The following is a 23,078-nucleotide window of genomic DNA, read 5'->3' as shown; positions in this document are numbered from 1 at the left end:
TGACTAGCCCTTGTCAAGAACATCCGGCTACGCCGGCCATCGGCCCGGAGATCGCTTTTCACCACGCCCTAAATATTATTCCATCACTTCAAAAAATGGATGCTTCGAGCACACCCAATTGATTTTCTGGACTGCTATGCGGCGAGATTCGAGCCCGATATTCCGACCAAACAGGGAATAACACGGATCAATCTTCTGTATCGCCAACGATTACGTCCGTCTTAACCGACCAGCCATGAAAAACGACTTTACGGAGGCATCCGAAATGTTTCATTTCCAGTTCGACGCCATGCCATCGAACGGTGGTTGATTTCACTTGCCTGTGCGAAATAAACCTTACGACCGAAGCTTCGCAATGCTCTTGAGACCCTATCGGCCTGAATGATGCGCTGACCCGGCCGCTGCTCCCTCACGCAACCATCTATTTGTTCCTTAAGTCAAAATCCCGTGTCCACGGCGGCTGTTGCCGAGACCGGGGAAGTTCACTCGAAACACGCTCCTCCTCTACCGGCAGCACGAACCGGCTTTGCCTACGAGATGGCATGCCCAATGCTTACGCCTCAAAAAAACTCGACCACCTGTTGCCGGCAACTTTGACTGGGACCACTGCATGAGTGCGATTATTTCTTCTCTATACAGAGTATCGGACAGACAATCTTCATCACCAAAAAAACATCGAAGCGGCCCATTAGAGCTTGAGTATGAGCATTACCATGAGCTTGCAGACTACACGCCGGAACACTTCGACTCGTGCAATAGACTGGAAGATTTTTTTTACAGAACGACCGACACGGACCCAGAACAATTTTGCGCCATAGAAGACGGTATAATATATTCGTATCGCGATATAGACATCCGCTCAAACAAACTTGCCTGCTATTTGTTGACGAATGGAATTGTGGCAGGCATGCGCATAGGATTAATGCTTGATCCAAGCATAGATCTATATGTTTGCCTGCTGGCCATACTAAAAGCAGGGGCCGTATATGTTCCCATGGACCCATCCTTCCCGATCGACCGTCTCACCTATATAGCCAATGACTCTGAAACGAAGACGATCATCACTGCCAACTCGATGCCACAAGGCATGGAAGATTTTCCGTGCGAGATCATTCATATTGACAGAATAAAAGATATCGTTGATTCGTTACCAGAATCCAGGCCCAAGTCGGTTACGTCGGTCGATTTCGAGTGCTATATCTGCTACACATCGGGATCCACCGGAGCACCAAAGGGCATAGCGATAACCCACTCCAACATATGCAATTTTATTCGAGCCGCAACACCCATCTATGGATTCAGGCGCACCGACCTGGTCTATCAGGGCATGAGTATCGCTTTTGATTTCTCGGTGGAGGAAATCTGGACATCGTTTGCCGTCGGCGCGACGCTGGTTCCCAGGCCGGCAGGAATGGAGCGCTTCGGAGAAGGGCTATGCGATTTCCTTAATCAGATGGGGATAACCGTCTTATGCTGCGTGCCCACATTGCTGGCCACCCTGAATCGTGACATCCCGTCATTGCGACTCTTGATGGTGGGAGGCGAAGCATGCTCGCGGGCATTGGTTCAGAGATGGTCCAAACCAGGGCGGCGCATCCTGAATACTTATGGACCTACCGAGACGACGGTGACGGCGACCTGGACGGAGCTCATGCCAGACAAACCTGTCACCATTGGCAAGGCTCTGCCTACCTATTCAGTATATCTGCTGGATGACCGGCTTATGCCGGTCAATGGTTCGGAAACAGGAGAGATCTGTATAGGCGGCCCCGGGGTCGCCAAAGGCTATGTCAACCGGCCAGAGCTGACTGCGGAACGTTTCCTGCCAGACCCTTTCCGTCCGGCTGGTGAACACAGCCGTCTTTATCGTACCGGAGACTTGGGGCGCTATACTGAAAATGGCGAAATCGAATTTCTTGGGCGATGTGACACTCAGGTAAAAATCCGTGGCTATCGGATAGAACTCAGTGAAATCGAGGAAGTCATCAGAGGCGAGACCGGCGTCAAGGACGTTGTTGTGACCACACTCGACGGCAATACCGAAGCTCCGGATCTGGTGGCCTACGTGATTCTTGCCGGATCGGCTTCTCCCGCCAAGGCCGATGCCGAGCGTCTCCATCGTGTATGCCGCGACAGATTACCCTCCTATATGGTACCGGCATGGATCGAGTTTCTCTCCGATTTCCCCGTTCTGACGAGCGGCAAGGTGGATCGCAAATCTCTCCCCCCACCAAAATCCTCGCGTATCGGCACGGGTGGTAACATCGTCTCTCCAGCCACCTCGAACGAAGCACGGCTCGTCGAACTTTGGAAATCAATACTGGGCGTTGACGAGATTTCGGTGGAAGCCGACTTCTTTACCGATCTGGGCGGGCACTCCCTGCTCGCTGCCTATGCAATTGCCGAGCTGCGGCGAGATCCCGATTACCAAGCACTGTCTATGGGAGATATTTATAACTTCCCTACCATTCGTTTGTTGGCCCGACACTGCGAAACGTTGCAACGGGACACCTGCAAACGGCGGATTCCCGATACGACGGATAACTACCGCAAGGCATCCAATCTGCAAGTATATATCTGCGGCCTGCTTCAGTGTACTTTCATAGCAATCTATCTGACCCTTTTCCTTGCTCCTGCCGCATTCCTGCTCTACGCCATTGATTGGGGGCGGATACCCGATTGGACCTCATCAGCGTTTTGGTCGGACATTTCCGGTGCGATATCGCACTTCCGCATCGGAAGCCTGAATTTATATCCAAATTCGACCGATTCGACACACCTGGATCTTCTTCGAATCATATCTCGGTCCGTATCCCGCATTACGACTTGGTTCACTTCCTGGACGGCTGAAGACGGGCTCTCGCCAGCGTTCATTTTCCTGTTGCCGTCACTGATGCTTGTCAATTCGCTGCTATTGCCCATCCTGGCAAAGAAGCTCATTGTCGGCAAACTGACACCGGGTCGGTATCCATTGTGGGGATCCACATTCCTCAGGTGGTGGATCGAGCGTAAGACGACGCTGATTGCGCCAACCTATCTGCTCGCCGGCACGCCTTTCCTGAATACGTTCATGCGCGCATTGGGTGCTACGATCGGAAAGAATGTCCACCTGATATCGAGTAACCTGAACAACCCCGGTCTCGTTGTCATCGGCGAAGGTACCACGGTCGGCTACGATACCGAGGTTCAACCCTTTCGGATAGCGGATGGCTGGCTTCATCTCAGTCCGATCACCATCGGCCGGGACGTCGGCATAGGCCCGAGGTGTCTGCTCATGGGCGGCTGCGTCCTCGAAGATGCTTCCCGCCTCGGCGCGCTGACGCTGGTACCCGCTGGCCAGCGGATCGAGGCGGGTCAATACTGGCAGGGCTCTCCCGCTCATCCGGTTTCAGATCCGCCGCTGAGCGACATAAAGCTCCGCGAGCTGGGAAACGCGCCAGACAAATGGACCAGGGCGCATTTGTGTGGATTTCTTGGGGGAATTCTGATGGTTTATCATGCCCCTTTTCATGCCGCCCTTGCTGGTATGCTCCTGGCCTCCGCTGCCTTAAACCATTGGGGTTTCATCGGCGGACTGGCCACTGTAGTACCGGCCGGCCTGATTTTCGTATTGATGCTTTGCGGATTCATCGCATTCATAAAGCGGATTTGCCTCCCCCATCTGGAGCCGGGGATTCATCCTTTGCGCTCGATGCAGGGGGTCTACAACTGGCTGTCCGATAAACTCATGGAAACCAGCTTGCTCTATACGAACTCACTCTACTCCACGCTTTATACGGCACCATGGCTACGTATGTTGGGTGCCAAAGTCGGGGCACGGGCGGAGATTTCCACTGTCAGCGACATTGACCCCGATCTGCTCACTCTGGGAGATGAGTGCTTCGTTGCCGATATGGCATCCATCGGTCCGACCACACACCTGCGCGGCTGGTTCGAGATCGGGCCGACCACCATCGGAAAACGCTCGTTCGTCGGAAACGCAGCGTTGGTACCTGCAAACTCTCGCATGGAAGACAATTCGCTGCTGGGGGTTCAATCGACGACCGCTGCAGGTGAGATTCCCCCAAACACGTCCTGGCTCGGATCACCGGCGTTGTACCTGCCCAACCGTGAGGTAGTCCAAGCCGGCGAAGCGCAAACCTATCGCCCGCCCCTCCTTGCCTATGCGGTAAGGCTGGTGATCGAGTTTTTCAGGGTGACACTGCCCGAGGGCTTGAGCCTGTTCAGCGCCAGTCTGGTTTTCAGCCTGCTCAGGCAGATACCCGATTCCGTACCACTTTGGCAGAAGCTGACGGTTTATCCGATGGCCATTTTCGGTACGGGTATAGGCCTCGTCGTCCTTGTCGCCATCATCAAGTGGACCTTGGTGGGCTCCTATCGTCCGCGCAAAGAACCCAACTGGGCTCTGTTCGTCCGCCGTACCGAACTGGTCACGGCGCTGTACGAGAACGTATCGGTCAGCTTGGTGCTGGACTGGCTCACGGGCACACCATGGCTAGCGCCTTTTCTCAGGATACACGGAGTAAAAATCGGCAAGCGCGTGTATTGTGACTCGACGTTCATCACTGAATTCGACCTGCTCGAAATTGGAGACGACTGCGCCATCGGGAAAGATACATCATTGCAGACACATTTATTTGAGGACAGGGTAATGAAAATGTCCAAGGTCAAGATAGAAAGTCAGTCGCAGATAGGATCGCGATGTATCGTTCTTTACGATGCGATCGTTTCCAAAGGGAGCTATATCGAGAATCTTTCAATGGTGATGAAAGCGGAATTCATACCACCACGATCTCGCTGGATAGGCATTCCAGCCTATCCCTATCGTTCCTGATGATTCCGCAAGAAGCGCCAAATTCTTGTCGAAACCTATCCCGTATCCAAGAATACTTCCGGCCGTCGCAATGGCATTGACGACCGATCTTACGCATGCCGATATATCACCCGTCATTCAGATTTTTACTGGCGGACTGGATGGTCAAGGAGAACTGACGACCAGTCTTCACGTCAACGCAACGCCGCAGGGCATCACGAGGGGGAGCTATGTCGGGGAAATCATGAATGGGGGCGGGGTCAGGATAACCCCGGAACTGTCCTACGGGTTGCTCGAATCACTGGAAGGCAGCTTGTACCTGCCAGTCGTGACCGATGAACACGGGCAATGGAATGTCGCCGGCGGGATAGGTAGGCTCACGTGGGTTCCCATCGAGGCACCCGATGAAGGTGGATGGTTTCTTGGAACCACTTGGGCATTCTCAGACTACAATTGGAAATATTCACAAGCCACTCTCAATCTCAATGGCGGGTTCACGGCGGGCTATGACGATGATGACTGGCTATTTGCGATCAATGCCTTTTTCAACTGGGGTCTGAACGATCGCTACCAAAGCTCAGACGTGCCAGGTCTCGAACCGGCATTCGCGGCCAAACACTATTTTGGCGAGAACTTGACGCTCGGCCTCGAATACTATGGTGCCATCGGTCCCATCGCCCATCCCGAGCCGATTCATCTGCAGTCCCATACTATTTTCGCCACAGTCGACTGGGACGAGGAGGATTGGAGTATCAACTTCGGAATTGGCAGAGGACTGACCAGCGAGACGGATGACTGGACGATCAAAACGATTTTGTTCGTACCGATAGGCAATTATTGATCTACCAATGTCACCGACATGACGATGAAAAGAACCGCTGTCCGGACACCATTGACTGCAATCGCATCGATGGTCATCGCGAGCGGTTGCGTGACTGACCAGGAGTTTCTTGCCGAACACTCCGGCGCCGCGCTCAAGTTTGCGGAAGTCCAAGCACGCATCGACCTTGACTGTGATCGAGTCAGCGGCACCATCGTTTCTGAACGTATCGCCCAACGAATGCGGTGGGTCGGACGAGAAGAACTGGCTGAATACTCCATCAAGGTCGCAGGTTGTGGCAAGAATGCCACTTATGACATAAAGTGCCTCTCCGGCTCGGTATGCAGCAAATGATCATGCCGCATTCCTTTGAAACCAGGTTACGATCGACCGAGGGTCGGGCATACCCGTTGGCGGCATGGAGCCCTGCCGCCAACGAGCGAAACGGGGCATGTCGGGGGCTGCTGCACGGCCTCGTGACCCGTAGACCCCAAACCGTGGGACCTGTCCGGCTCCTCCTACGGCGTCACCGAAACCATCGCAGGCCCAACCCGATGCCAGACTCCGATAGATCCGCGAGCGCCGTTCTCTGAAACCCGTATGGCGTAACCTGCTCGAGGTCCCGATCCTCGAATTCGATGGATGCTCTCCGGCCATCGCAGGTGATGCTTGCAAGCATCGTCCGCGGGACGATCGTTCGGCCTGGTGAAGGCACGCTCATTCCAGCCGAGCCTGATTCGTGGTGGATTACACCCTATTTTTGCGGATGGAGCACTCGACGGGACGTTCATGCCACTGATTCATAACGTGGTATCCATACATGGCTTCGTATTTGCTTCAGGCCGAGTGTCACACCCTCCCCAAGCGAATCGCCCCGCCCCGGGGCTGCCCCATGCACTGCACACGCGGAAAATCGTGACCGTATTTTTGTCCTCGACATGGAAATTTCGCTGCACCGGCTAGTCAACACTTCATGGCCTCACGAAGGTGGCATACCGTTCCATAGGATTTTGGCTCTCCTGGGATTTCTTGCCGGCCTCGGCCTGTGGCTTGCGCCATCCTGGGCCGGCGTGGAGCCTTTGACCGAAAGCCAGGTCATCGGCCTGTTCTATGCCCGCAATCTCTCCATCCTCTCTGCGGAATTGGGACTGGAAACAGCACAGGCCCAAAAAGTGATCGCCGCCGCCATACCGAACCCGGAACTGAGCATCTATCAGCAGGAATGGGCCCCGAATTATCCCGTTTGGCAAAACGGACCGGCCACCTATGTGGCGGTCAGCCAGCTCATCGAAACCGCGGGAAAACGCCGACTCCGCATGGAAAACAGCCTGCTGGGCGAACAAGCCGTGGAAAGCGAGCTGCGCGATGTGATCCGCACGTTGACTCAGGCCTTACGCCGCGCCTACTACGGACTCCTGCTGGCGCAGGAAACGATGGATGCCGCCCTGGAACAGAGCCGTCACGTTCAACGGTTGGTCGAAGTGCAACAGAAGCGCTTCGAGGTCGGCGACATTTCGGAGCGGGACCTCACCCGGATCAAAATCGAAGCGCTGAAAGCGCAATCGGATATCGACAAAATCGCCGCCCAGCTCGTCGCGGCGCGATCGCAGTTGGCGGTGTTCCTGGCATGGCCGGACGATGCCGGCAACCTGAGCGTGAAAGACCAGTGGCCGGACGGAAAGTCTTTCGAAGATCTCAAAGACGAGATGGCGGCGGTGAACGCAGCCTTGGAGCGACGCCCCGACCTGCTGGCGGCCAAGACGCGGTACGCGCAGGCCAAACAGGGTATCGACCTCGCCAAGGCCCAACGCATCCCCGATATCAAAGTCACAGCCGGCTTCGCCCATGACCTCGGCAACTATATACAGAATGGGGCGACGCTGGGGCTGAGTATCCCCCTGCCCTTGTTTTACAGGCAGGAAGGCGAGATCGCCCAGGCAGGCATCCGGGCGAACGACAACGAGTTACGCGTCAGGCAAACGGAAGTCGCGGTACGTTCCGAAGTGAACACCGCCTTCGCCGCCTGGATCTCGGCAAACACCGTCGTTAAACGCTTCGAGACCGAGATCATGCAGAAGGCAAAACACATCCGGGATTCGGCCGAAATCGCCTATACCAATGGCAGCACCGATATCATCGACCTCATCCAGGCACAGCGTGATTACCGGAATACGATCATGGATTACTACCAAGCCCAGGCCAACCGCGCCTACGCCTATGCCGACCTAAAAATGGCCATCGGCGCGGAGTGAAGGAGTGAAGACGAAGGAGCTGCTCCAAGAGCTTCACGAACTCCGACGCCTCGTGCGTTTGACCCGGCGTAATCCGAAGGGGTGAATCACGGAGCCTTTTCCTTTTCCTTGACGTCCGACAGGGCTTTCTTGGCTTCGTCGGCGGCATCGCCTGCGACCTTCTTTTTCGCATCCTTCTCGGCTTTCTTCAGCTCCCGGAAAGCCTTGCGGTCGGCTTCTGCTTTCGGAGCGTCGCCGCTTATCTGCTTCAGGGGTTCGGCGTAAGGACGTGTCTTGTTTTCCTTGATCAGATGTTTCTCGGCGTCTTCGAGCTCTTTCGCCGCTTTCGAAGTCGCGCCCTTCGCACTGTCCTGCGCCGCTTTCTCCAGGTCTTCGATGGCCTCCTCGCCCTGCTCGTCCGCGAGAACCAGCGATGGCGATGCAGCCGCAACGAACACGGAGAGGGTCAGACCGAAAATGTTCATGTCGTTTTTCATTGCAACGTCTCCTTAGGGAATCAACGCGGGCCGGACCGGATCAGAAGCTGATGACTACGTCCGTGGAAAACAGAATCTGGTCTCGCCTGTCTCCGGCATAGCCCACCGATGCGCCGCCGTTGTTGAATGGCTTCGCGTTGTCCGCCCAATCGTAGCGCAGGTTGGGGCGGACGATCAGCCACTGCGAAGGCTTCCAGTTCAACCCCAAGGTAAATTCATAGTAGCTCGAGGCGGGCAGCCCGGAGCCCAGTCCAACCCCGCCGACCTGACGGCCGATGGAATAGACCCGACCAAAGTTTGCGCCACTCGAACCGAAATTCACCAAGGCATCGTCGTCCCTGAACCATTCGCCTCTGAGACCGATCGAGAGATCGTCCTGAATGTCGTAGAAAAGATAGTTGTTGATGCCATACCAGGTTGCATCCTGCGGCTTGCCATTGGCGCCCATCGACGCACCGTTGGCAAAACCATGGTCATGCTGGAAGACGTAGTGCAGGTCTTCGGTGATGTCGTGCTGGATCACCAGGCTGTAGATACTCCACTGGTTGGAGTTGGTCTCGGAGGTGGGACCGGTGGTGCCGGAAATGTTGACTTTGGTGCCTTGGTCGTCGCTGACCCAGCCGATGCCGCCAATGCCGGACCAGGCTCCCAGCCCCTGGTTGAAGCCGCCGTCCCAGCCACCGGTCACGCTGCCGGTCACGACACCGCCGGTCAGAGTCCAGTTGGAGTCGATCGGATAGCTGCCCAGGAGGCCGGTATGGGTGAAGGGCTCCCCATACTGCATGGTATAGGCATGCGAATAGAAGAAGTTGTCGGGCGCCGTGACGACTTCATAGCCGATGATGGTGTAGAAGTGGCCGAGCTTGAGGGTCAGGCCATTGCCGATGGGCGCGTAGACCGAAGCATAGGCCTGGGGCAGCGCGGTCCGGTAGTACTTGATGTTGCTGGCGTTGAGGTGCAGATCCCAGTTGCCCTGGGGCGCACCATAGGTTTGGGTGAATCCTGCGTCGGTGCCGTACATGAAGTCGAAACGGCCGCCGAAGTCCCAGTCATCGCCCGAGGTCGCCACGGCCCGTTCCAGATAGAGGTAGAGCTGGTTCATCTGCAACTCGGCCGAGCGGTCGCCGAACGATACCGGACCGTTCCATTTACTGTTGGTGAAATTCGTCGACACTCCCGTATCGATCCAGCCTCCCCATTTCACACCCCACTCCTCGAAAGGCTGCACGTTGGCGCCGTCGGTCGCCCAGTCCAGCAACCCCGTCGTTTCCGCGAAATCCTTCGCTTCCCCGCCCATGGAAAGTGTCGCCAGGATCCCGAACACCAGCGGTCTCAGCTTGGCCGTTTGAGTCATCATCGTCTCCAGTTGGTTATGCAGCGTCATCTTGGATCGCTACTCTCACCTGGAACCGAAGCACAGGGCATGCCATCTCGAAAACACCCATCGAACAACGAATTGGAGCAGGTCAAAGCATCATGATTTGCTAATAATTGCACCACAGTGATGCAATCGTGCTCCATATTTGCACTGATGCAACAAAAAACCGATTTATCACCAACGCCATCGTCCCAGTGCCTCCCAACGCAGTCCCCATACCGCAACGCCCGCCATTGCGCTAAAGTGTGACACCGTATTCTGCCGCATCCGACACGCCGGGCAGCGGCACCGCCTCAAGGTGCACCCTGCGGAATCCTCCGGATAAAGCATTTTCAGACGACCGATTCACGATCTATGCGGCACCCTACGGCTATCGTCAGCATTGCGCTGCTTACGGGGAGCGTCCTCACCGGCTGTATGTCCATCCGGACCCGCACACCGGAAGGCGGTGACGTCACCATGAACGAACGGGAATTCGCCACCTACGTCGAACACGTCTTCCGCCACCACAACCGGGTACTGGACGAGCTGATCACTTCGGAGCAAACCGCCCTGGCGAACGGCGACGTCGACGCCGACGAACTGGAGGAGGCCGAAGCGGACATGATCAGGACCTGCGACCCCCTCAATGAAGTGATCGCCGCGGAAGCCGAACAGCACCATGCCAGCTTTTCCACCCTGATGAAGCTCGCGGACGTGGTACCGGAATGCGAGTCCATGACCCGTGAGCTGGAAGCCCTGCTGCACCCCGCTCCTGCGACACTCGGCGCCCCCCGCGTCAATTCGGGAGGTGCCGGAACATCCGGTACCGGGGAGGGACCGGCTAGTGATACCGCCCCCTGATGGCCTGCGCCAGTTCGTGCACGGCCATGGCATAGTAGGTACTGTTGTTGTAACGGGTGATCACATAGAAATTCGGCAGGCCCAACCAGTACTCATCGCCCGCCTCCGCACGCAGCCGCAACAGACTGACGGGCATGTCCGCATCCAGGACGCCACGGGGCATGATGCCGTTGCGGGCCAGTTCAGCCACCGAATAACGGGTGTGGTATCCCGTTTCGAGCTCGCAGCGCCCGCCGCGCATCAGGACCGCCGGTATAACGACCCCCTCCCCGCTGCGCCAGCCGTGCGCGGCGAAATAGTTGGCCACACTGCCGATGGCGTCCGCAGGCTGCCAGAGATCTTTCCGGCCGTCGCCGTCGAAATCGACCGCCCACTTCAGAAAGCTGCTGGGCATGAACTGCCCCAGACCCATGGCACCGGCGAAGGATCCCCTCGGCTGCGCAGGATCGATCCGCTCCTGCCTCGCCATCAGGAGGAATTTCTCCAACTCCTCGGTGAAATAATCGGCCCGCCGTGGCGAATCGAACGCCAGAGTCGTCAAGGCATCCAGCACCCGGTGGCTGCCGAGGTTGGCCCCATAGACCGTCTCCACGCCCATGATGCCGAGAATGTACTCCGCCGGCACACCATAGCGCTCGCTGGCCTGGCGCAAGGTGCCGGCATGCCGGCGCCAGAAATCGACACCCCGGGCGATGTGCAGACCGTCCAGGAACTGGGCCCGGTACCGGGACCATCCGCCCGGACTGGGCGGCCCCGGCTTGGATTCCTTGCGCATGTAGTTGATGGTCCAGGTTTTGCGCTGCGCCTGGGAAAACAGGCCTTTCAGATAGTCATGGGGAAACCCGTGCTGCTGCGCCATCCTGGCAATGAAGCGGTCGAGCGCCGGGTAGCCGGCATAATCCCCGGTGACCGTTCGCGCTGAATAGCCCCCTTCGAGCGGCATGTCTGATTCGGCTGCGGTGGGCCGGGACGCCTCCCCGACCGCGGGCACGGCCGCGCGGTCCGCGATGGCACCGGGCCGGGCCGGGGGATGGGAAGAGCAGCCCGACAGGAGGAGGAGTCCGACGAATATTGCAGGGGATACTGAAAATCGATGACGCATAGCCAGAGGGGAGTCCGCGATTGCGCCCCGCCGGGGGGCCGTGGCCAGGCATTCTAATCCATCGGCCGCCGGATGGCTGGCATACCGGCCTGTCCGGACGGTATCCTTCACCCGGTCAATCCGTGCAGACCTTTTGCCCTGGACCCGATAGAGTCTTCGCCGATGGAACCCGACGCCGCACCGAAACCGCCAGACCCGCCCGTCCGGAAGACCCGGCCCAAACGGCAATCCAAGCCGCGCCGCCGCAAGAAGAAAAAAAACAGCATCCCGGCCTGGAAACGCACGGCCATGATCGGCACCGAAGCGGGAGCATTGACCGCCGCGTCGCTGGTGGCCATCATCGCCGTGCTGGGCCATTCGGCGGACTGGTTTTCCGGCACCGGTTTCTGGGCGCATCTGCTGCCCTTCACGGCGATGGTGCTGGCCCTGGCCCTCGCGCATGCCCTGGCGCTCCGGCTCTGGTTCCTCCTCCGCCCCTGGCTCGCGGGAAAAGCAGAAATCCTGCCGGCGATCCTGGCCGTGCTCGTCGCCGCCGGCGCCGGCACCCACGCTTCCCGCGAACAATTCCGGCAGGAACTCGGCAGTCTGCGGACCCTGGTCGGCGGCAAAGAGGAAGCCGAACGCATCACCCTCTCCCACCAGGTCTTCGCCGCCTACCGGCGCTCCAACCTGGCCGACCTGCAGCGGCTGATCGAGCGGAGCCAGCTCTTCTGGCCCGCGATCCAGGAGGCTGCAGCGAGTTTCGACATCGAAACGGAACTCCTGCTCGGCGTCGCTTCCACGGAATCCTCGTTTCTCCCCCGCGACAGCAAGGACGGCGGCCGCGGCCTGTTCCAGATCACCGCAGCGCCGGCACCGGCCGTGGAAGCCGCCCGGAAACGGCTGGCCACCGCCAGGCTGGACCTGGCGAATCCGCGCCACAACGCCTACGTCGGGGCCGCCACGTTCCGGCACTACCAAACCGAAATGCATGGCGACCTGTTCCTCGCCCTGCTGGCCTATAACATCGGTCCCAAGAACGGCGGCCTCCACTCGATCATGAGCCAGTACGGCGCCCGCGATTTCGTCACGATCCAGCCGTACCTGCAAAACCTGCCGAGGGACTATCCGATCCGGGTATTGAGTTCGGCCCTTGCCTTCCGGCTCTGGCGGCTGGACGGCAAGCTGCCACGCTACGAGGAAGGCGACAACGCCATGCATATCCAGAACGTCGGCATTCCCGGTCTGGACCCCGGCCGGTCGGGCGGATCGCCGTTGAGCGCCGCGCTGCTCCACTGAAGGCTCACCCCCCGGCCAGCCGTGCCCGGACCAGCTCGCGTACCTCCTCCACCGGATCGTCGAGTAGCCCCCGCAGGGATTCCGGCGGCGCCTTTGCGGCGGCGAGGTAACGGATCAGCCATTCGCGATCACGCAGCAGCAGCGTCGCGCCTGCCGGGTCCATCCGCTCGGCGACGATCTGGCGGACTTGCAGGTTTTCGTCGTAGGCCATCAGGGCAAGGCTCTGCGGCGGCAGCCGCCGCGCCACTTCCTTGCGCACCTGCTCGTCCGGATCGGCGATCAGGCGGAACAGCCGCCCCACCGGCAGCCGCCGCGCCACGTAGACCCGCACCAGGTAATCCGGATCCACGACCATGGCCTCCAGCCGCTCCGCCGGCAGCCGATCGGCCACCGTGATCCGGACCTCGCGGTCGACGTCGTGCATCAGGGCGTCCAGCCAGTCTACCGGCACCCGATAGGCGACGGTCCGCCGGACCGCCTCGTCGTCGTCGAACAAGAGTGGCTTGAGCGCGCTCTGGCTGGCATAACGGGCGGCGACGGCCCGCTGCTCCCACCGGGAGTCGAAGAGATAGCGTTCGGCAAGATGCGGATTGCGCTTCAGAAAACCGTCGATCCGGCGGCTGTTCTGAACCTGGATGCAGGCATCCCCCGGATCGCAGCGGCTCGATGCCAACAGGTCGTTCTGGAATTCGCAGCCGGCGCAACCCGGCGCCAAAGCAGAAACAGCCCCCGTCCCGGCTGTCGTGGCAGCATCGGTGACCGGCTCAGGCATGGCTTTCACGCCGTTGCGCACGCCGTAGCAGGTGCAGAATCTCGAGGTTCGCCGCCAGATCCATGGCCGTGAAGTCGTCATCCGTCCGGATGCCGGGATCGGCGCCGCGGTCGAGCAACAGCGAGACGACCTCGGTCCTGCCGGAGGAGGCGGCGAAAACGAGGGCGGTCGCGCCCGAGGGATTACGGCGGTCCGGATCGACGCCGGCGTCGAGCACCGCCGCAACGGTCGTAAGATCCCCGCTGTAGCACGCCGCCCACAGGGCGTCGTTGCCGTAAGCGTCGGTCACCGTCAGATCGGCCCCGGCGGCGGCAAGCGCCTCGACGATATCGGCCCTTCCCTGTTGGCAGGCCTTAATGAGGGGCCATGTCCCGCCGCCCTGACGGTTCGGCTCGCCCGGCTCGAAGCCGTGTTCGCGCAGCCAGTCGGCCAGTGGAGCGGCCGTCATCCCCACGTGCGCCGTGTCGGCATGCCAGGCCTCGAAGCCACCGTCCAGGCTGTATACTTCGCCGAAACCGAGATCGGCAAACAGCCGGGCGATATCCTGGCTGGCGATGCCGTGATAGCAGTATACGAGCAATGGTTTGTCGCGCGGCAGGACTCTGCGCAGCGCCAGCGGATCGAGATCGGAGAACAGCAGCGCCCCCGGGAGGTGGCCGCTGCGGTAGGCGCTGGCGTCGCGGATGTCGAGCAGCAGCGGCTCCCTGGTCGCGATCAGCTCGCGCGCTTCACGTGTCGATATGCGTCGGTACATCACACAGTGTCGGATCGGTTGTAGGATTCAGGACAACGGTCACGGCGCGCTCCAGGGTGGCGTCCCGCCCTGCGGCAACCGGGCCCCACGGCCTCCCGCGCCGGCGCCGGAGGCATCAAGCACCATGAAGCAAATCCTCTGCCAGGCTACCCTCTTACCACCCAAACACCCTCTGGAGACCAGCGACGATGACCATCCACCATGCCCTGGTGCTCAACCTGCATCAGCCTCCCGGCAACCTCGAACACCTGCTCGACCATCAAAGCTGGGAAGCCAAGGAAATCCTGTTCGCCTACGACCGCATCGCCCGCTCGCTGTGGGACTATTCCGACGTCGGCCGGGTCCATCTGTCAGTCTCCGGCACCCTGCTGGAAACCCTCTCCAGTCCGGGATTCCAGGAACGGGTCTACGGGATCGTCGACTGCGGCTCGCTGCTGTGGCACTGGCAGAACCAATCCATCATCGATATCCTCGGCACCGGCTACTACCACCCGGTGCTACCACTGATCCCCGAACGCGACCGGCTCGAGCACCTCAAGCGCTGGCAGGGCATCGCCGGTCATGTGTTCTGGCGCCAGCGTTTCAACGGCTTCTGGCCGCCGGAAATGGGCTTCTCCATGGAACTGATCCCTCTGCTGAGGAAATTCGGCTACCGCTACGTGATCGTCGACAGCGAACACGTGGAGCCGGTCACGCCCATGGCCTGGCAGGAAATCCGCTACCGCCCCCACATCGCCCGCCACGGCAGCCTGGAGATCATCGTCATCGTGCGCGACCGTGAGCTGTCGGACGCCCAGGAAGCGGGCATGGAACCGACCTGGTTCGAGAACGAGCTGAAGGAGCGCACCAAGTGGTGCAATTTCGAGCCGCTGGTAACCACCTGCACCGACGGCGAAAATGGTGGCTGGTTCCGCAACACCACTCAGGAGGCCAACTTCTGGGGCGCGTTCTACCAGCCGCTGCTGGCGACCGCACGCAAGGGCGGCGACATCCAGCCGGTATTCATCCACGACTACCTGGACCGCTATGGGGTTTTTGGCGAGGTCGAGGTCAAAACCGGCGCCTGGAACACCGGCTGGCACCACGGCCGTGACTTCACCCAGTGGACGGGGTCGGATGCGCAGAGACGCGGGCTGGCGGAAATCCGGGCCTTGAGTGACACCTTGCACGCCGAACTCGACAAACCCGGCGCGCCGCCGCCCGGACACGACCTGGACACCGCGCTCTGGCGGCTGCTGCGGGCGGAAACGAGCTGCAATTTCTACTGGGGCGAGGATTGGGTCGGACGCGCCCGTGCCGACTTGGAGGAGGCCCGGGCCGCGCTGACCCGCCACCTCGCCGCCCGTCCGGCGGACGCTGCCGCCGACGCCGCGGGACCGGAAACTCGGCGTCAACCGGAAGAGCCCCAATAGCCGGCCAGCAGACACCGATCAAGCCCGATCGCTTGTGTATCATTGCCGGACGTCAATTACGTCCCCCCGTCCCAATTCGAGGAGTTGTCCATGACCGAGATCGCGGAATACGTCGACGGCCTGCCCAACATCTGCGGCAACGAAAACTCGATCGACGAGGCGCTGAAGCGGCGCCCGCCAGAGGTCTTCCGGCCTTCGAGCCCGATCGCCTTCGATCGCATCCGCAGCGCCTGCGCCATCGCCCTGCACATGCACCAGCCGCTCATCCCGGCCGGCGGCGGCGACCTCGCCAGCGCCGAGATCATCGGCAACCTCCAGTACATGATGGAAAACCAGCACATCGGCGACAACCACAATGCGCCGGTGTTCCACTGGTGCTACAAGCGCATGGGCGAGTTCATCCCCCAGCTCATGCAGGAAGGCAAGGAACCGCGGGTGATGCTGGAATATTCCGGAACGCTGTTCCACGGCCTGCGCAAGATGGGACTCAACGACGTTTTCGACAGTCTGAAAACCATCACCTGCCATCCCGAATACCGCCGCGCCGTGGAGTGGCTGGGCTGCCCTTGGGGACACGCCGTCGCACCGTCCACCCCGAGTCAGGATTTCCGGCTGCACGTCAAGGCCTGGCAGCAGCATTTTGCCGGCATCTTCGGCCTGGAAGCTCTGCAAAGGGTGCGGGGTTTCTCACCGTCCGAGATGGCCCTGCCCAATCATCCCGACGTCGCCTTCGAATTCGTCAAGACCCTCAAGGAGTGCGGTTATCTGTGGGTGATGGTGCAGGAGCACACGGTGGAACGCCCCGACAACGGCGGGGGGCCGGAACTGAAACACCTGCCCCACCGGCTGGTCTGCCGCAATACCGCCGGCGAAAGCGTCAGCATCATCGCCATCGTCAAGACCCAGGGCAGCGACACCAAACTGGTCGCGCAGATGCAGCCTTACTATGAGGCACTGGGCCTTTCGCGCTGGGAGCTGGCCGGCAAGAGCGTCCCTCCCCTGGTCACCCAGATCGCCGACGGCGAGAACGGGGGGGTGATGATGAACGAATTCCCGCCCAAGTTCATGGAGGTGGTGCGCGCAGCCAGCGACAGCGACACCCCGCTGATGAATGCCACCGAATACCTGGAATTCCTGTTCGGCTTGGGCATCCAGGAATCCGACCTGCCCGAACTCCAGCCCATCCACCAGAAGAAAATCTGGGACCGCTTCCAGCCGGGCGAGGACCCGGAGAAGCTGGCCCATACCATCGAGGAACTGAAGAAGGAAGACCACCGCTTCCACATGGAGGGCGGAAGCTGGACCAACGACATCTCCTGGGTGCGCGGCTACGAGAACGTACTGGGGCCGATGGAGGAAGCCAGTGTGGCGTTCAACGCCAAAGCCATCGAAGCCGGAGTGAGCCCCGCAGAACCCCGCTACCGCAAGGCCCTGTTCCATCTCCTCACGGCGCAGACGAGCTGCTACCGCTACTGGGGTCAGGGACTGTGGACCGACTATGGCCGGGAACTTTGCCGCCGTACGTTGACCATCCTCCAGCAGGAATTCTGAAGAAACCGCAAAATATCCTCACCGGAAGCCCTCCTGGGACGGCTTCCGGATGTTATCCTTTGGTTTTTCAACTCCGGCATCCTGTTAGAGCGTGGCGTCCGCTTTGTCAAGGATAAGGAAACGGCCGGGACCAGCCCGATCTGACATGGAACACCAGCCCAACATCTCTCAAAAACTCCGCGTCACCTGTACCAACTGCAGCCTTAATTCGCTCTGCATACCGCGCGGCCTCGCCAAGGACGACGTCGACCGGATCGCCGACATCGTCGGACGTCGGAAGACCCTGGCGCGCGGTGAATACCTTTACCGGCGCGGCGATTCCTTCCGCGGCATCATCGCGATCAAGGCCGGCACCGCCAAGCTGATCGCCCAGGACCGTCGCGGCGAGGAATTCGTCTCCGCGTTCCTGCTGCCGGGCGAACTGCTCGGGTTCGACGGCCTCTCCACGGACATCCACCAGTGTTCCGCCATCGCGCTGGAAACCTTCAGCTATTGCGAACTGCCCGCCGCCCAGCTGGACTCCCTGTGCAAGGAAGTGCCGAAACTCCTGCGCGAGCTGTTCCGGCATGCGGGCAAGAGTATCGACAGCGCCACCGACCTCGCCCTGCTGGCCAAACGGCCTGCCGAAGCCCGGGTCGCCGCCTTTCTCGCCGATCTGTCCGAACGCCTGCAGCAGCGCGGATTCTCCGGAGCCGAGTTCCGCCTGAGCCTGACCCGGCAGGAAATCGGTGAATACCTGGGGATGGCACTGGAAACCGTCAGCCGGATCCTCAGCCAGTTCGCCAGCCAGGGCGTCATCACCATCAACAGTCGCAACGTCCAGATCCTCGATACCGCCACGCTGAACCGGATCGCCCGAGGCGACCCCTGGCTCAAGTCTTGAGGCCCGTCCCTCGCCGCAACAGGATCAGGGCTGCCAGCGTCAGAACCAGGATCAGTATCCCGACCATGGCGAAGGCCAGCTCCACCGGAACGTCGGAAATGCCCAGAAAACCGTAGCGGAAGGCATTGATCATGTACAGGATGGGATTGAAGCGCGAGGCCTCCCGCCAGAAATCCGGCAGCAGTTCGATCGAGTAAAACACCCCGCCCAGGTAGACCAGCGGCGTGAGCACGAAATTCGGGACGATGGAAATGTCGTCGAAGCTGTTGGCGAATATCGCGTTCAGGAAACCCGCCAGGGAGAACAGGGTCGCGGTCAGCACGAGCATGGCCGCCACCGCCCAGGGATGCACCGGGTGAAAATCCGCGAACAGCGCCGATATCGCCAGCACCACCCCGCCGACCACCAGTCCCCGCATCACCCCGCCGCCGACGTAGCCCGCCAGAATCACTCCATCGGGCACCGGCGCCACCAGCAATTCCTCGATATTGTGCTGGAACTTGGTGGAATAGAACGAAGACACCACGTTCATGTACGAATTGGTGATGACCGACATCAGGACCACGCCGGGGACGATGTAGTCGATGTAGCTGAAGCCGCCCATTTCACCGATCCGGGCGCCGACCACCGTGCCGAAGATCAGGAAATACAGCCCCGTGGTCACCGCGGGCGGCAGCACGGTCTGCGGCCAGATCCGCAGGAACCGGTAGATTTCCTTGAACAGGATGGTCTGGAGAGCGACGCGGTAGGTCATATCGGCTTCAGATGTCGTCTTCGGAAGACTCAAGCATGTCCACGAAAAGCTGTTCCAACCGGTTCGCCGCATTGCGCAGGCTCGCCACCTCGATGCCGGCCTGACCGAGGGCGTCGAACAGGCCATGCACCCCGAGCTCCGTCGGCACCGTGGCCAGGACGCTGCGATCTCCCCGCAGCTCCAGCCGATAGCCGGGAACCTCGGGCAGCGCCGACACGGGGCGACGCAGTTCCAGGATGAAGGCGTTCGCCTCGAGCTTGGCCAGCAGGCTGGCCATGTCGCTGTGCTCCACGATCCGGCCGTGATTGATGATGGCGATATGGCGGCAGAGGTTTTCGGCTTCTTCCAGGTAGTGGGTGGTCAGGATGATGGTCGTGCCTTCCCGGTTGATGCGGCGCAGCAGCGCCCACATGGAGCGGCGTATCTCGATGTCCACGCCGGCGGTCGGCTCGTCGAGGATCAGCAGCCGCGGCCGATGCACCAGCGCCCGGGCGATCATCAGGCGCCGCTTCATGCCACCGGACAACTGCCGGGAAACGGTGTTGCGCTTGTCCCAGAGCCCCAGCTGGGTGAGGCACTCCTCGGCGCGGCGGCGAGCCTCGCGACGGGGAATGCCGTAGTAGCCCGCCTGGTTGATCACGACGTCGATGACTTTCTCGAACTGGTTGAAATTGACCTCCTGCGGCACCAGGCCCAGGCAGCGCTTGGCGGCCTCCCGCTCGCGGTCGAGATCATGGCCGAAGATGCGCACCGTGCCCGAACCCTTGGTCACCAGGGAGCTCAGGATGCCGATGGTGGTGGACTTGCCGGCGCCGTTCGGCCCCAGCAGGGCGAAGAAATCCCCCGCCGCCACATCGAGGTCGATGCCTTTGAGAGCCTCGTGGCCGTTGCGGTAGGTCTTGCGGAGATCGCGGATGGAAAGGGCCGGCGTCACGGAAATTTGGCGGCTCGATTGATTACAATGGAGACGTCCGTTCCCCCACAGCCGAGACCGCCCATTGTATCAGAACCCTCCCGCCGCCGCGTCCCCGGCCACCAGCAGCGACCGCAGGCCCAAAGGCAGCCGCCCCCCGCCGGAACTCGTCGCCGCGATCGACCTCGGTTCCAACAGCTTCCACATGATCGTCGCCAGCCTTCGCGGTGGTGAACTGATCGTGGTCGACCGCCTGCGCGAAATGGTGCGGCTGGCCGCTGGGCTCACATCGGCGCGCAATCTGACGCCGGAAGTCCAGTTGCGAGCGCTGGAATGCCTGGAACGCTTCGGCCAGCGGGTGCGTGACATGCCGCCTGGCACCGTCCGCGCCGTGGGCACCAATACCCTCCGGGCCGCCCGCAACGCCCAGTCCTTCCTGATCATGGCGGAACAGGCGCTGGGCCATCCCATCGAGGTCATTTCCGGCATCGAGGAGGCCCGTCTGACCTATCTGGGCGTCGCACAGAGCCTGGCCGCCAATGGCCGGCGCCGGTTGGTCATGGATATCGGCGGCGGCAGCACCGAATTCATCATCGGCGTGGACAACACTCCGCGCGACAAGGAGAGCCTGCGCCTGGGCTGCGTGTCCCTGAGCTCCACCCATTTCGGTGACGGCAAGATCACATCCAAACGCTTCCGGCGCGCCGTCCTCCACGCCGAGCAGGAACTCGAACCGATCGAACACGCCTTCAACCGCGACCACTGGGACGAAGCGGTGGGCTCGTCCGGCACCTTGCGCGTAGTCCAGCGCATCATCCAGGCTGCAGGATGGAGCCGGGACGGCATCACCCCGGAAGGGCTGAACCGGCTGGCGGATGCAATGCTTACGGCCGGACACGTCGACCGTCTGGCGCTGCCAGAACTCAGCCTCGAGCGCCGGCCCATCATCGTCGGGGGAGTGGCGATCGTCCATGCCGCCTTCAACGTGCTGCGCATCCCCCTCATGAAGGTCGCGGACGGCGCCCTGCGCGAAGGTCTGCTGTATGATCTGCTGGGCCGTCTGTTCGACGACGATGTCCGCAGCCGCAGCGTCTCGGCCCTGGCGGCGCGCTACCACGTCGATGCCGTCCATGCCGGACGGGTGCGCGACACCGCCCGCCATCTGTTCGAACAATGGCCTTGGACCAGCGCCATCGACCGCGACGTCGCCCGCCTCTGGCTGGACTGGGCGGCCGAACTCCACGAGATCGGCCTCGACATAGCCCACAGCCAGTACCAGAAACACGGCGCCTACATCGCCGCCAACGCCGATCTGGCGGGATTCTCACGCCACGAGCAGAACATCCTCGCTGCGCTGATCCGCGCCCACCGCCGGAAGTTCCAGCCCAAGTCGTTCCGCGAATTGCCCGCCCCCTGGAACGAGGCCGGCAAAATCCTCGCGGTCATACTGCGGCTCGCCGTCGTCCTCAACCGCAGCCGCCACAACGTCCCGCCACCCACGACACTGGAGCGCCATGGCAATACGATCGCCTTGCGCTTTCCCGAAGGCTGGATCAACGATCACCCCCTTACCAGCGCCGATCTGGAACAGGAAGCCGAATACCTGCGGGGAGCGGACCTGGTGCTGACTTTCACCTGAATTCGTGTCCGCAGGCGGGAAAATCCCGGAGTTCCAGCACGGGTTTCATTCGCCGACACGTTTCGGTGCCTGCTCGATCCGATTGCGGTCCGGACGCGGACCCGCCGCGAGCCGTCGACCGATGACGGGACGTGCAGCCGGTATCAAGGTTTGTCCTCGGGCTCGAAGAATGATGCCGAGCATCCCGAATCTCTCTTGACGATGGGTGACGAGCTCCTGCGTCCCCCCGATGTCACATCCCCCGCGACTCAGTGTCCCGCACCCACCAGCTGCCGATAGATGCCGGCCAGACGCTGCCCCTGTGTCGCCGCATCGTATTCCGATTCGATGCGCCGCCTTCCCGCCGCGAGGATGCTTTCCCATTCGGGCGCCGCGGCGAGGCACTGGCGCAGGCAGTCCAGCAGGCCGTCCACGTCGCGCTCGTCGGCCAACCAGCCGGTCTCGCCGTCCAGCACGATCTCGGGGATGTCGCAATGCCGGCTGCTGACGATGGGCATCCCGCTGGCCGCCAGTTCGATGATGGCGACCGGGGCGCCGCCTTCGGTATCCCCGTCGTGGCCGGTGATGCTGGGGGAGAGGAATATGTGGCTGGCGTAGGCTTCGCGCCAGAACACCTCATGTGGCTGAAACCCCAGCATGCGCGTCACCGGTCCAAGATTCGTCCGCTCGATCACCGCCAGGATCTTCCGCTTTTCCTCCCGGCTTTCCTCCGACGCGCCAGCATCGCCGATCACCGTGATTTCCACCGGCAGCTCGCGCTTCAGCCGGGCCAGCGCTTCCAAGGCATAGGGAATGCCTTTGCGCTCGTGGAAGCTCGCGGCAATCAGCACTTTCAACGGTGCGCCCGGCGTCCAGGCCCTGGGCCGGTAGCGGATCGTCTCCACCGGTACCCCGAGATGCTGTACCCGGATGCGCTCCGGGGGGCAGCCAAGGCCGGCCAGGGCTTTGGCCATGGCATGGCCCTCGCACAGATAGAACGTCCCCTCCTCGGCGAACATCTCCCGGTAGCGCTCGCGCCAAGCCGGATTGACCGCCGGCATCCGCGACACGTCCTGGCCGTAGAAAGTCACGACATGGGGCACACCCAGACGCCGCACGGCCTTGTGCACGGTCCAGCCGTTGTTGCCGAAATGGGAGTGGACGAGGTTGGGCCGGATGCGGGCGGCGGTCTGGTCGAAAAAGCTGAATCCTTCCCGGAACCCCGCCAGGAACAGGGCACGGTGCAGCAGATAGCCGACCGGGCTTTCCCGTTTGAGGCAATGGATGTTGGGCACCTCGAACTGGTGCAGGTTCCTGACGCTGCGGCATACGACGTGGTTTTCGAACCCGGCCGGCAGGTGGCTGACCTGGCCGTACAGCCAGGTTTCGGTCAGCGGCAGCCAGACCGGCGAGTAATGGAGGACCTTGAGCGGCTTGTCTGTCATGGTTCCGAGTGTAA

18 protein-coding genes are annotated in these 23,078 nt (G+C 61.0%); 10 read left to right on the top strand and 8 right to left on the bottom strand.

Annotation, left to right across the window (positions count from 1 at the left end; all coding sequences use genetic code 11):
- Positions 1-610: 610 nt before the first annotated feature.
- The 4 genes from H156_RS0103505 to H156_RS0103490 all read left to right on the top strand — a co-directional run bounded on the left by H156_RS0103505 (position 611) and on the right by H156_RS0103490 (position 7,885).
- Positions 611-4,834, top strand: coding sequence for a Pls/PosA family non-ribosomal peptide synthetase (locus H156_RS0103505; RefSeq protein ID WP_238536915.1), 4,224 nt, complete (start codon positions 611-613; stop codon positions 4,832-4,834).
- A gap of 70 nt (positions 4,835-4,904) precedes the next feature.
- On the top strand, positions 4,905-5,654 hold the full coding sequence (locus H156_RS0103500; protein ID WP_017366387.1) for a hypothetical protein: 750 nt from the start codon (positions 4,905-4,907) through the stop codon (positions 5,652-5,654).
- A 24-nt stretch (positions 5,655-5,678) separates the two neighbouring features.
- Positions 5,679-5,987 (top strand): hypothetical protein, encoded by a 309-nt coding sequence (locus H156_RS15755; RefSeq protein ID WP_154656643.1) that lies wholly within the window; start codon positions 5,679-5,681, stop codon positions 5,985-5,987.
- A 656-nt stretch (positions 5,988-6,643) separates the two neighbouring features.
- Positions 6,644-7,885, top strand: coding sequence for a TolC family protein (locus H156_RS0103490; RefSeq protein WP_238536916.1), 1,242 nt, complete (start codon positions 6,644-6,646; stop codon positions 7,883-7,885).
- Between the two features lie 86 nt (positions 7,886-7,971).
- Here the strand turns inward: H156_RS0103490 and smbP are convergent, their stop codons facing one another.
- The gene (gene smbP / locus H156_RS0103485; protein WP_017366391.1) at positions 7,972-8,361 is read right to left on the bottom strand and encodes a small metal-binding protein SmbP; all 390 of its coding nucleotides are present in this window, start codon (positions 8,359-8,361) and stop codon (positions 7,972-7,974) included.
- A 40-nt stretch (positions 8,362-8,401) separates the two neighbouring features.
- Positions 8,402-9,745, bottom strand: a complete 1,344-nt coding sequence (locus H156_RS0103480; RefSeq protein WP_017366392.1) for a porin — start codon at positions 9,743-9,745, stop codon at positions 8,402-8,404.
- 348 nt (positions 9,746-10,093) lie between these two features.
- On the opposite strand from H156_RS0103480, the gene H156_RS0103475 reads away from it, so the two are divergent.
- On the top strand, positions 10,094-10,582 hold the full coding sequence (locus tag H156_RS0103475) for a protein kinase family protein (RefSeq protein ID WP_228370178.1): 489 nt from the start codon (positions 10,094-10,096) through the stop codon (positions 10,580-10,582).
- On the opposite strand, the gene mltB is transcribed toward H156_RS0103475, so the two are convergent.
- Complete coding sequence (mltB, locus tag H156_RS0103470) at positions 10,563-11,684, bottom strand: lytic murein transglycosylase B (RefSeq protein WP_017366393.1); 1,122 nt, start codon at positions 11,682-11,684, stop codon at positions 10,563-10,565. The two genes, H156_RS0103475 and mltB, sit on opposite strands and share 20 nt — an antisense overlap.
- Before the next feature lie 162 nt (positions 11,685-11,846).
- Between mltB and H156_RS0103465 the strand changes: the two genes are divergently transcribed.
- Positions 11,847-12,962, top strand: coding sequence for a transglycosylase SLT domain-containing protein (locus H156_RS0103465; RefSeq protein ID WP_238536917.1), 1,116 nt, complete (start codon positions 11,847-11,849; stop codon positions 12,960-12,962).
- Between the two features lie 4 nt (positions 12,963-12,966).
- Here the strand turns inward: H156_RS0103465 and H156_RS0103460 are convergent, their stop codons facing one another.
- Together H156_RS0103460 and H156_RS0103455 are read right to left on the bottom strand one after the other, a co-directional pair.
- Positions 12,967-13,734, bottom strand: a complete 768-nt coding sequence (locus H156_RS0103460; RefSeq protein ID WP_036246026.1) for a 4Fe4S-binding leucine-rich repeat protein — start codon at positions 13,732-13,734, stop codon at positions 12,967-12,969.
- Complete coding sequence (locus tag H156_RS0103455) at positions 13,727-14,488, bottom strand: ankyrin repeat domain-containing protein (RefSeq protein ID WP_017366396.1); 762 nt, start codon at positions 14,486-14,488, stop codon at positions 13,727-13,729. The genes H156_RS0103460 and H156_RS0103455 overlap by 8 nt, the downstream gene beginning before the upstream one ends.
- A 188-nt stretch (positions 14,489-14,676) precedes the next feature.
- On the opposite strand from H156_RS0103455, the gene H156_RS0103450 reads away from it, so the two are divergent.
- From H156_RS0103450 to H156_RS0103440, 3 genes are all read left to right on the top strand, one after another.
- The gene (locus H156_RS0103450) at positions 14,677-15,900 is read left to right on the top strand and encodes a polysaccharide deacetylase family protein (RefSeq protein ID WP_010961357.1); all 1,224 of its coding nucleotides are present in this window, start codon (positions 14,677-14,679) and stop codon (positions 15,898-15,900) included.
- Between the two features lie 90 nt (positions 15,901-15,990).
- Complete coding sequence (locus H156_RS0103445) at positions 15,991-17,451, top strand: hypothetical protein (RefSeq protein WP_017366397.1); 1,461 nt, start codon at positions 15,991-15,993, stop codon at positions 17,449-17,451.
- Between the two features lie 145 nt (positions 17,452-17,596).
- A complete protein-coding gene (locus H156_RS0103440) occupies positions 17,597-18,334 on the top strand; it encodes a helix-turn-helix domain-containing protein (RefSeq protein WP_010961359.1) in 738 nt (245 codons plus the stop codon).
- On the opposite strand, the gene H156_RS0103435 is transcribed toward H156_RS0103440, so the two are convergent.
- Together H156_RS0103435 and H156_RS0103430 are read right to left on the bottom strand one after the other, a co-directional pair.
- Positions 18,324-19,088: an ABC transporter permease gene (locus H156_RS0103435; protein WP_010961360.1), complete on the bottom strand. Its 765-nt coding sequence runs from the start codon at positions 19,086-19,088 to the stop codon at positions 18,324-18,326. The two genes, H156_RS0103440 and H156_RS0103435, sit on opposite strands and share 11 nt — an antisense overlap.
- Positions 19,089-19,095: 7 nt before the next feature.
- Complete coding sequence (locus tag H156_RS0103430) at positions 19,096-20,022, bottom strand: ABC transporter ATP-binding protein (RefSeq protein WP_010961361.1); 927 nt, start codon at positions 20,020-20,022, stop codon at positions 19,096-19,098.
- A 64-nt stretch (positions 20,023-20,086) separates the two neighbouring features.
- Between H156_RS0103430 and ppx the strand changes: the two genes are divergently transcribed.
- Entirely contained in the window at positions 20,087-21,640 is a 1,554-nt protein-coding gene (gene ppx / locus H156_RS0103425) for an exopolyphosphatase (RefSeq protein ID WP_017366398.1), read from the top strand.
- A 248-nt stretch (positions 21,641-21,888) separates the two neighbouring features.
- On the opposite strand, the gene H156_RS0103420 is transcribed toward ppx, so the two are convergent.
- Entirely contained in the window at positions 21,889-23,064 is a 1,176-nt protein-coding gene (locus H156_RS0103420) for a glycosyltransferase (RefSeq protein ID WP_017366399.1), read from the bottom strand.
- Positions 23,065-23,078 lie beyond the last annotated feature (14 nt).

Source organism: Methylococcus capsulatus str. Texas = ATCC 19069 (assembly GCF_000424685.1).
Classification (GTDB): domain Bacteria; phylum Pseudomonadota; class Gammaproteobacteria; order Methylococcales; family Methylococcaceae; genus Methylococcus; species Methylococcus capsulatus.
Note: the sequence above shows the minus strand (reverse complement) of the source record. Positions and strands in the feature narration are given on the sequence as shown.

Excerpts from the sequence above, each read along its gene's own strand:
- H156_RS0103450 (WP_010961357.1), top strand. The coding sequence starts at position 14,677 with ATGACCATCCACCATGCCCTGGTGCTCAACCTGCATCAGCCTCCCGGC.
- H156_RS0103460 (WP_036246026.1), bottom strand. The coding sequence starts at position 13,734 with ATGCCTGAGCCGGTCACCGATGCTGCCACGACAGCCGGGACGGGGGCT.
- H156_RS0103455 (WP_017366396.1), bottom strand. The coding sequence starts at position 14,488 with ATGTACCGACGCATATCGACACGTGAAGCGCGCGAGCTGATCGCGACC.
- H156_RS0103500 (WP_017366387.1), top strand. The coding sequence starts at position 4,905 with ATGGCATTGACGACCGATCTTACGCATGCCGATATATCACCCGTCATT.
- H156_RS15755 (WP_154656643.1), top strand. The coding sequence starts at position 5,679 with ATGAAAAGAACCGCTGTCCGGACACCATTGACTGCAATCGCATCGATG.
- H156_RS0103505 (WP_238536915.1), top strand. The coding sequence starts at position 611 with ATGAGTGCGATTATTTCTTCTCTATACAGAGTATCGGACAGACAATCT.
- H156_RS0103445 (WP_017366397.1), top strand. The coding sequence starts at position 15,991 with ATGACCGAGATCGCGGAATACGTCGACGGCCTGCCCAACATCTGCGGC.
- mltB (WP_017366393.1), bottom strand. The coding sequence starts at position 11,684 with ATGCGTCATCGATTTTCAGTATCCCCTGCAATATTCGTCGGACTCCTC.
- H156_RS0103475 (WP_228370178.1), top strand. The coding sequence starts at position 10,094 with ATGCGGCACCCTACGGCTATCGTCAGCATTGCGCTGCTTACGGGGAGC.
- smbP (WP_017366391.1), bottom strand. The coding sequence starts at position 8,361 with ATGAAAAACGACATGAACATTTTCGGTCTGACCCTCTCCGTGTTCGTT.
- H156_RS0103480 (WP_017366392.1), bottom strand. The coding sequence starts at position 9,745 with ATGACGCTGCATAACCAACTGGAGACGATGATGACTCAAACGGCCAAG.
- H156_RS0103465 (WP_238536917.1), top strand. The coding sequence starts at position 11,847 with ATGGAACCCGACGCCGCACCGAAACCGCCAGACCCGCCCGTCCGGAAG.
- H156_RS0103435 (WP_010961360.1), bottom strand. The coding sequence starts at position 19,088 with ATGACCTACCGCGTCGCTCTCCAGACCATCCTGTTCAAGGAAATCTAC.
- H156_RS0103440 (WP_010961359.1), top strand. The coding sequence starts at position 17,597 with ATGGAACACCAGCCCAACATCTCTCAAAAACTCCGCGTCACCTGTACC.
- H156_RS0103420 (WP_017366399.1), bottom strand. The coding sequence starts at position 23,064 with ATGACAGACAAGCCGCTCAAGGTCCTCCATTACTCGCCGGTCTGGCTG.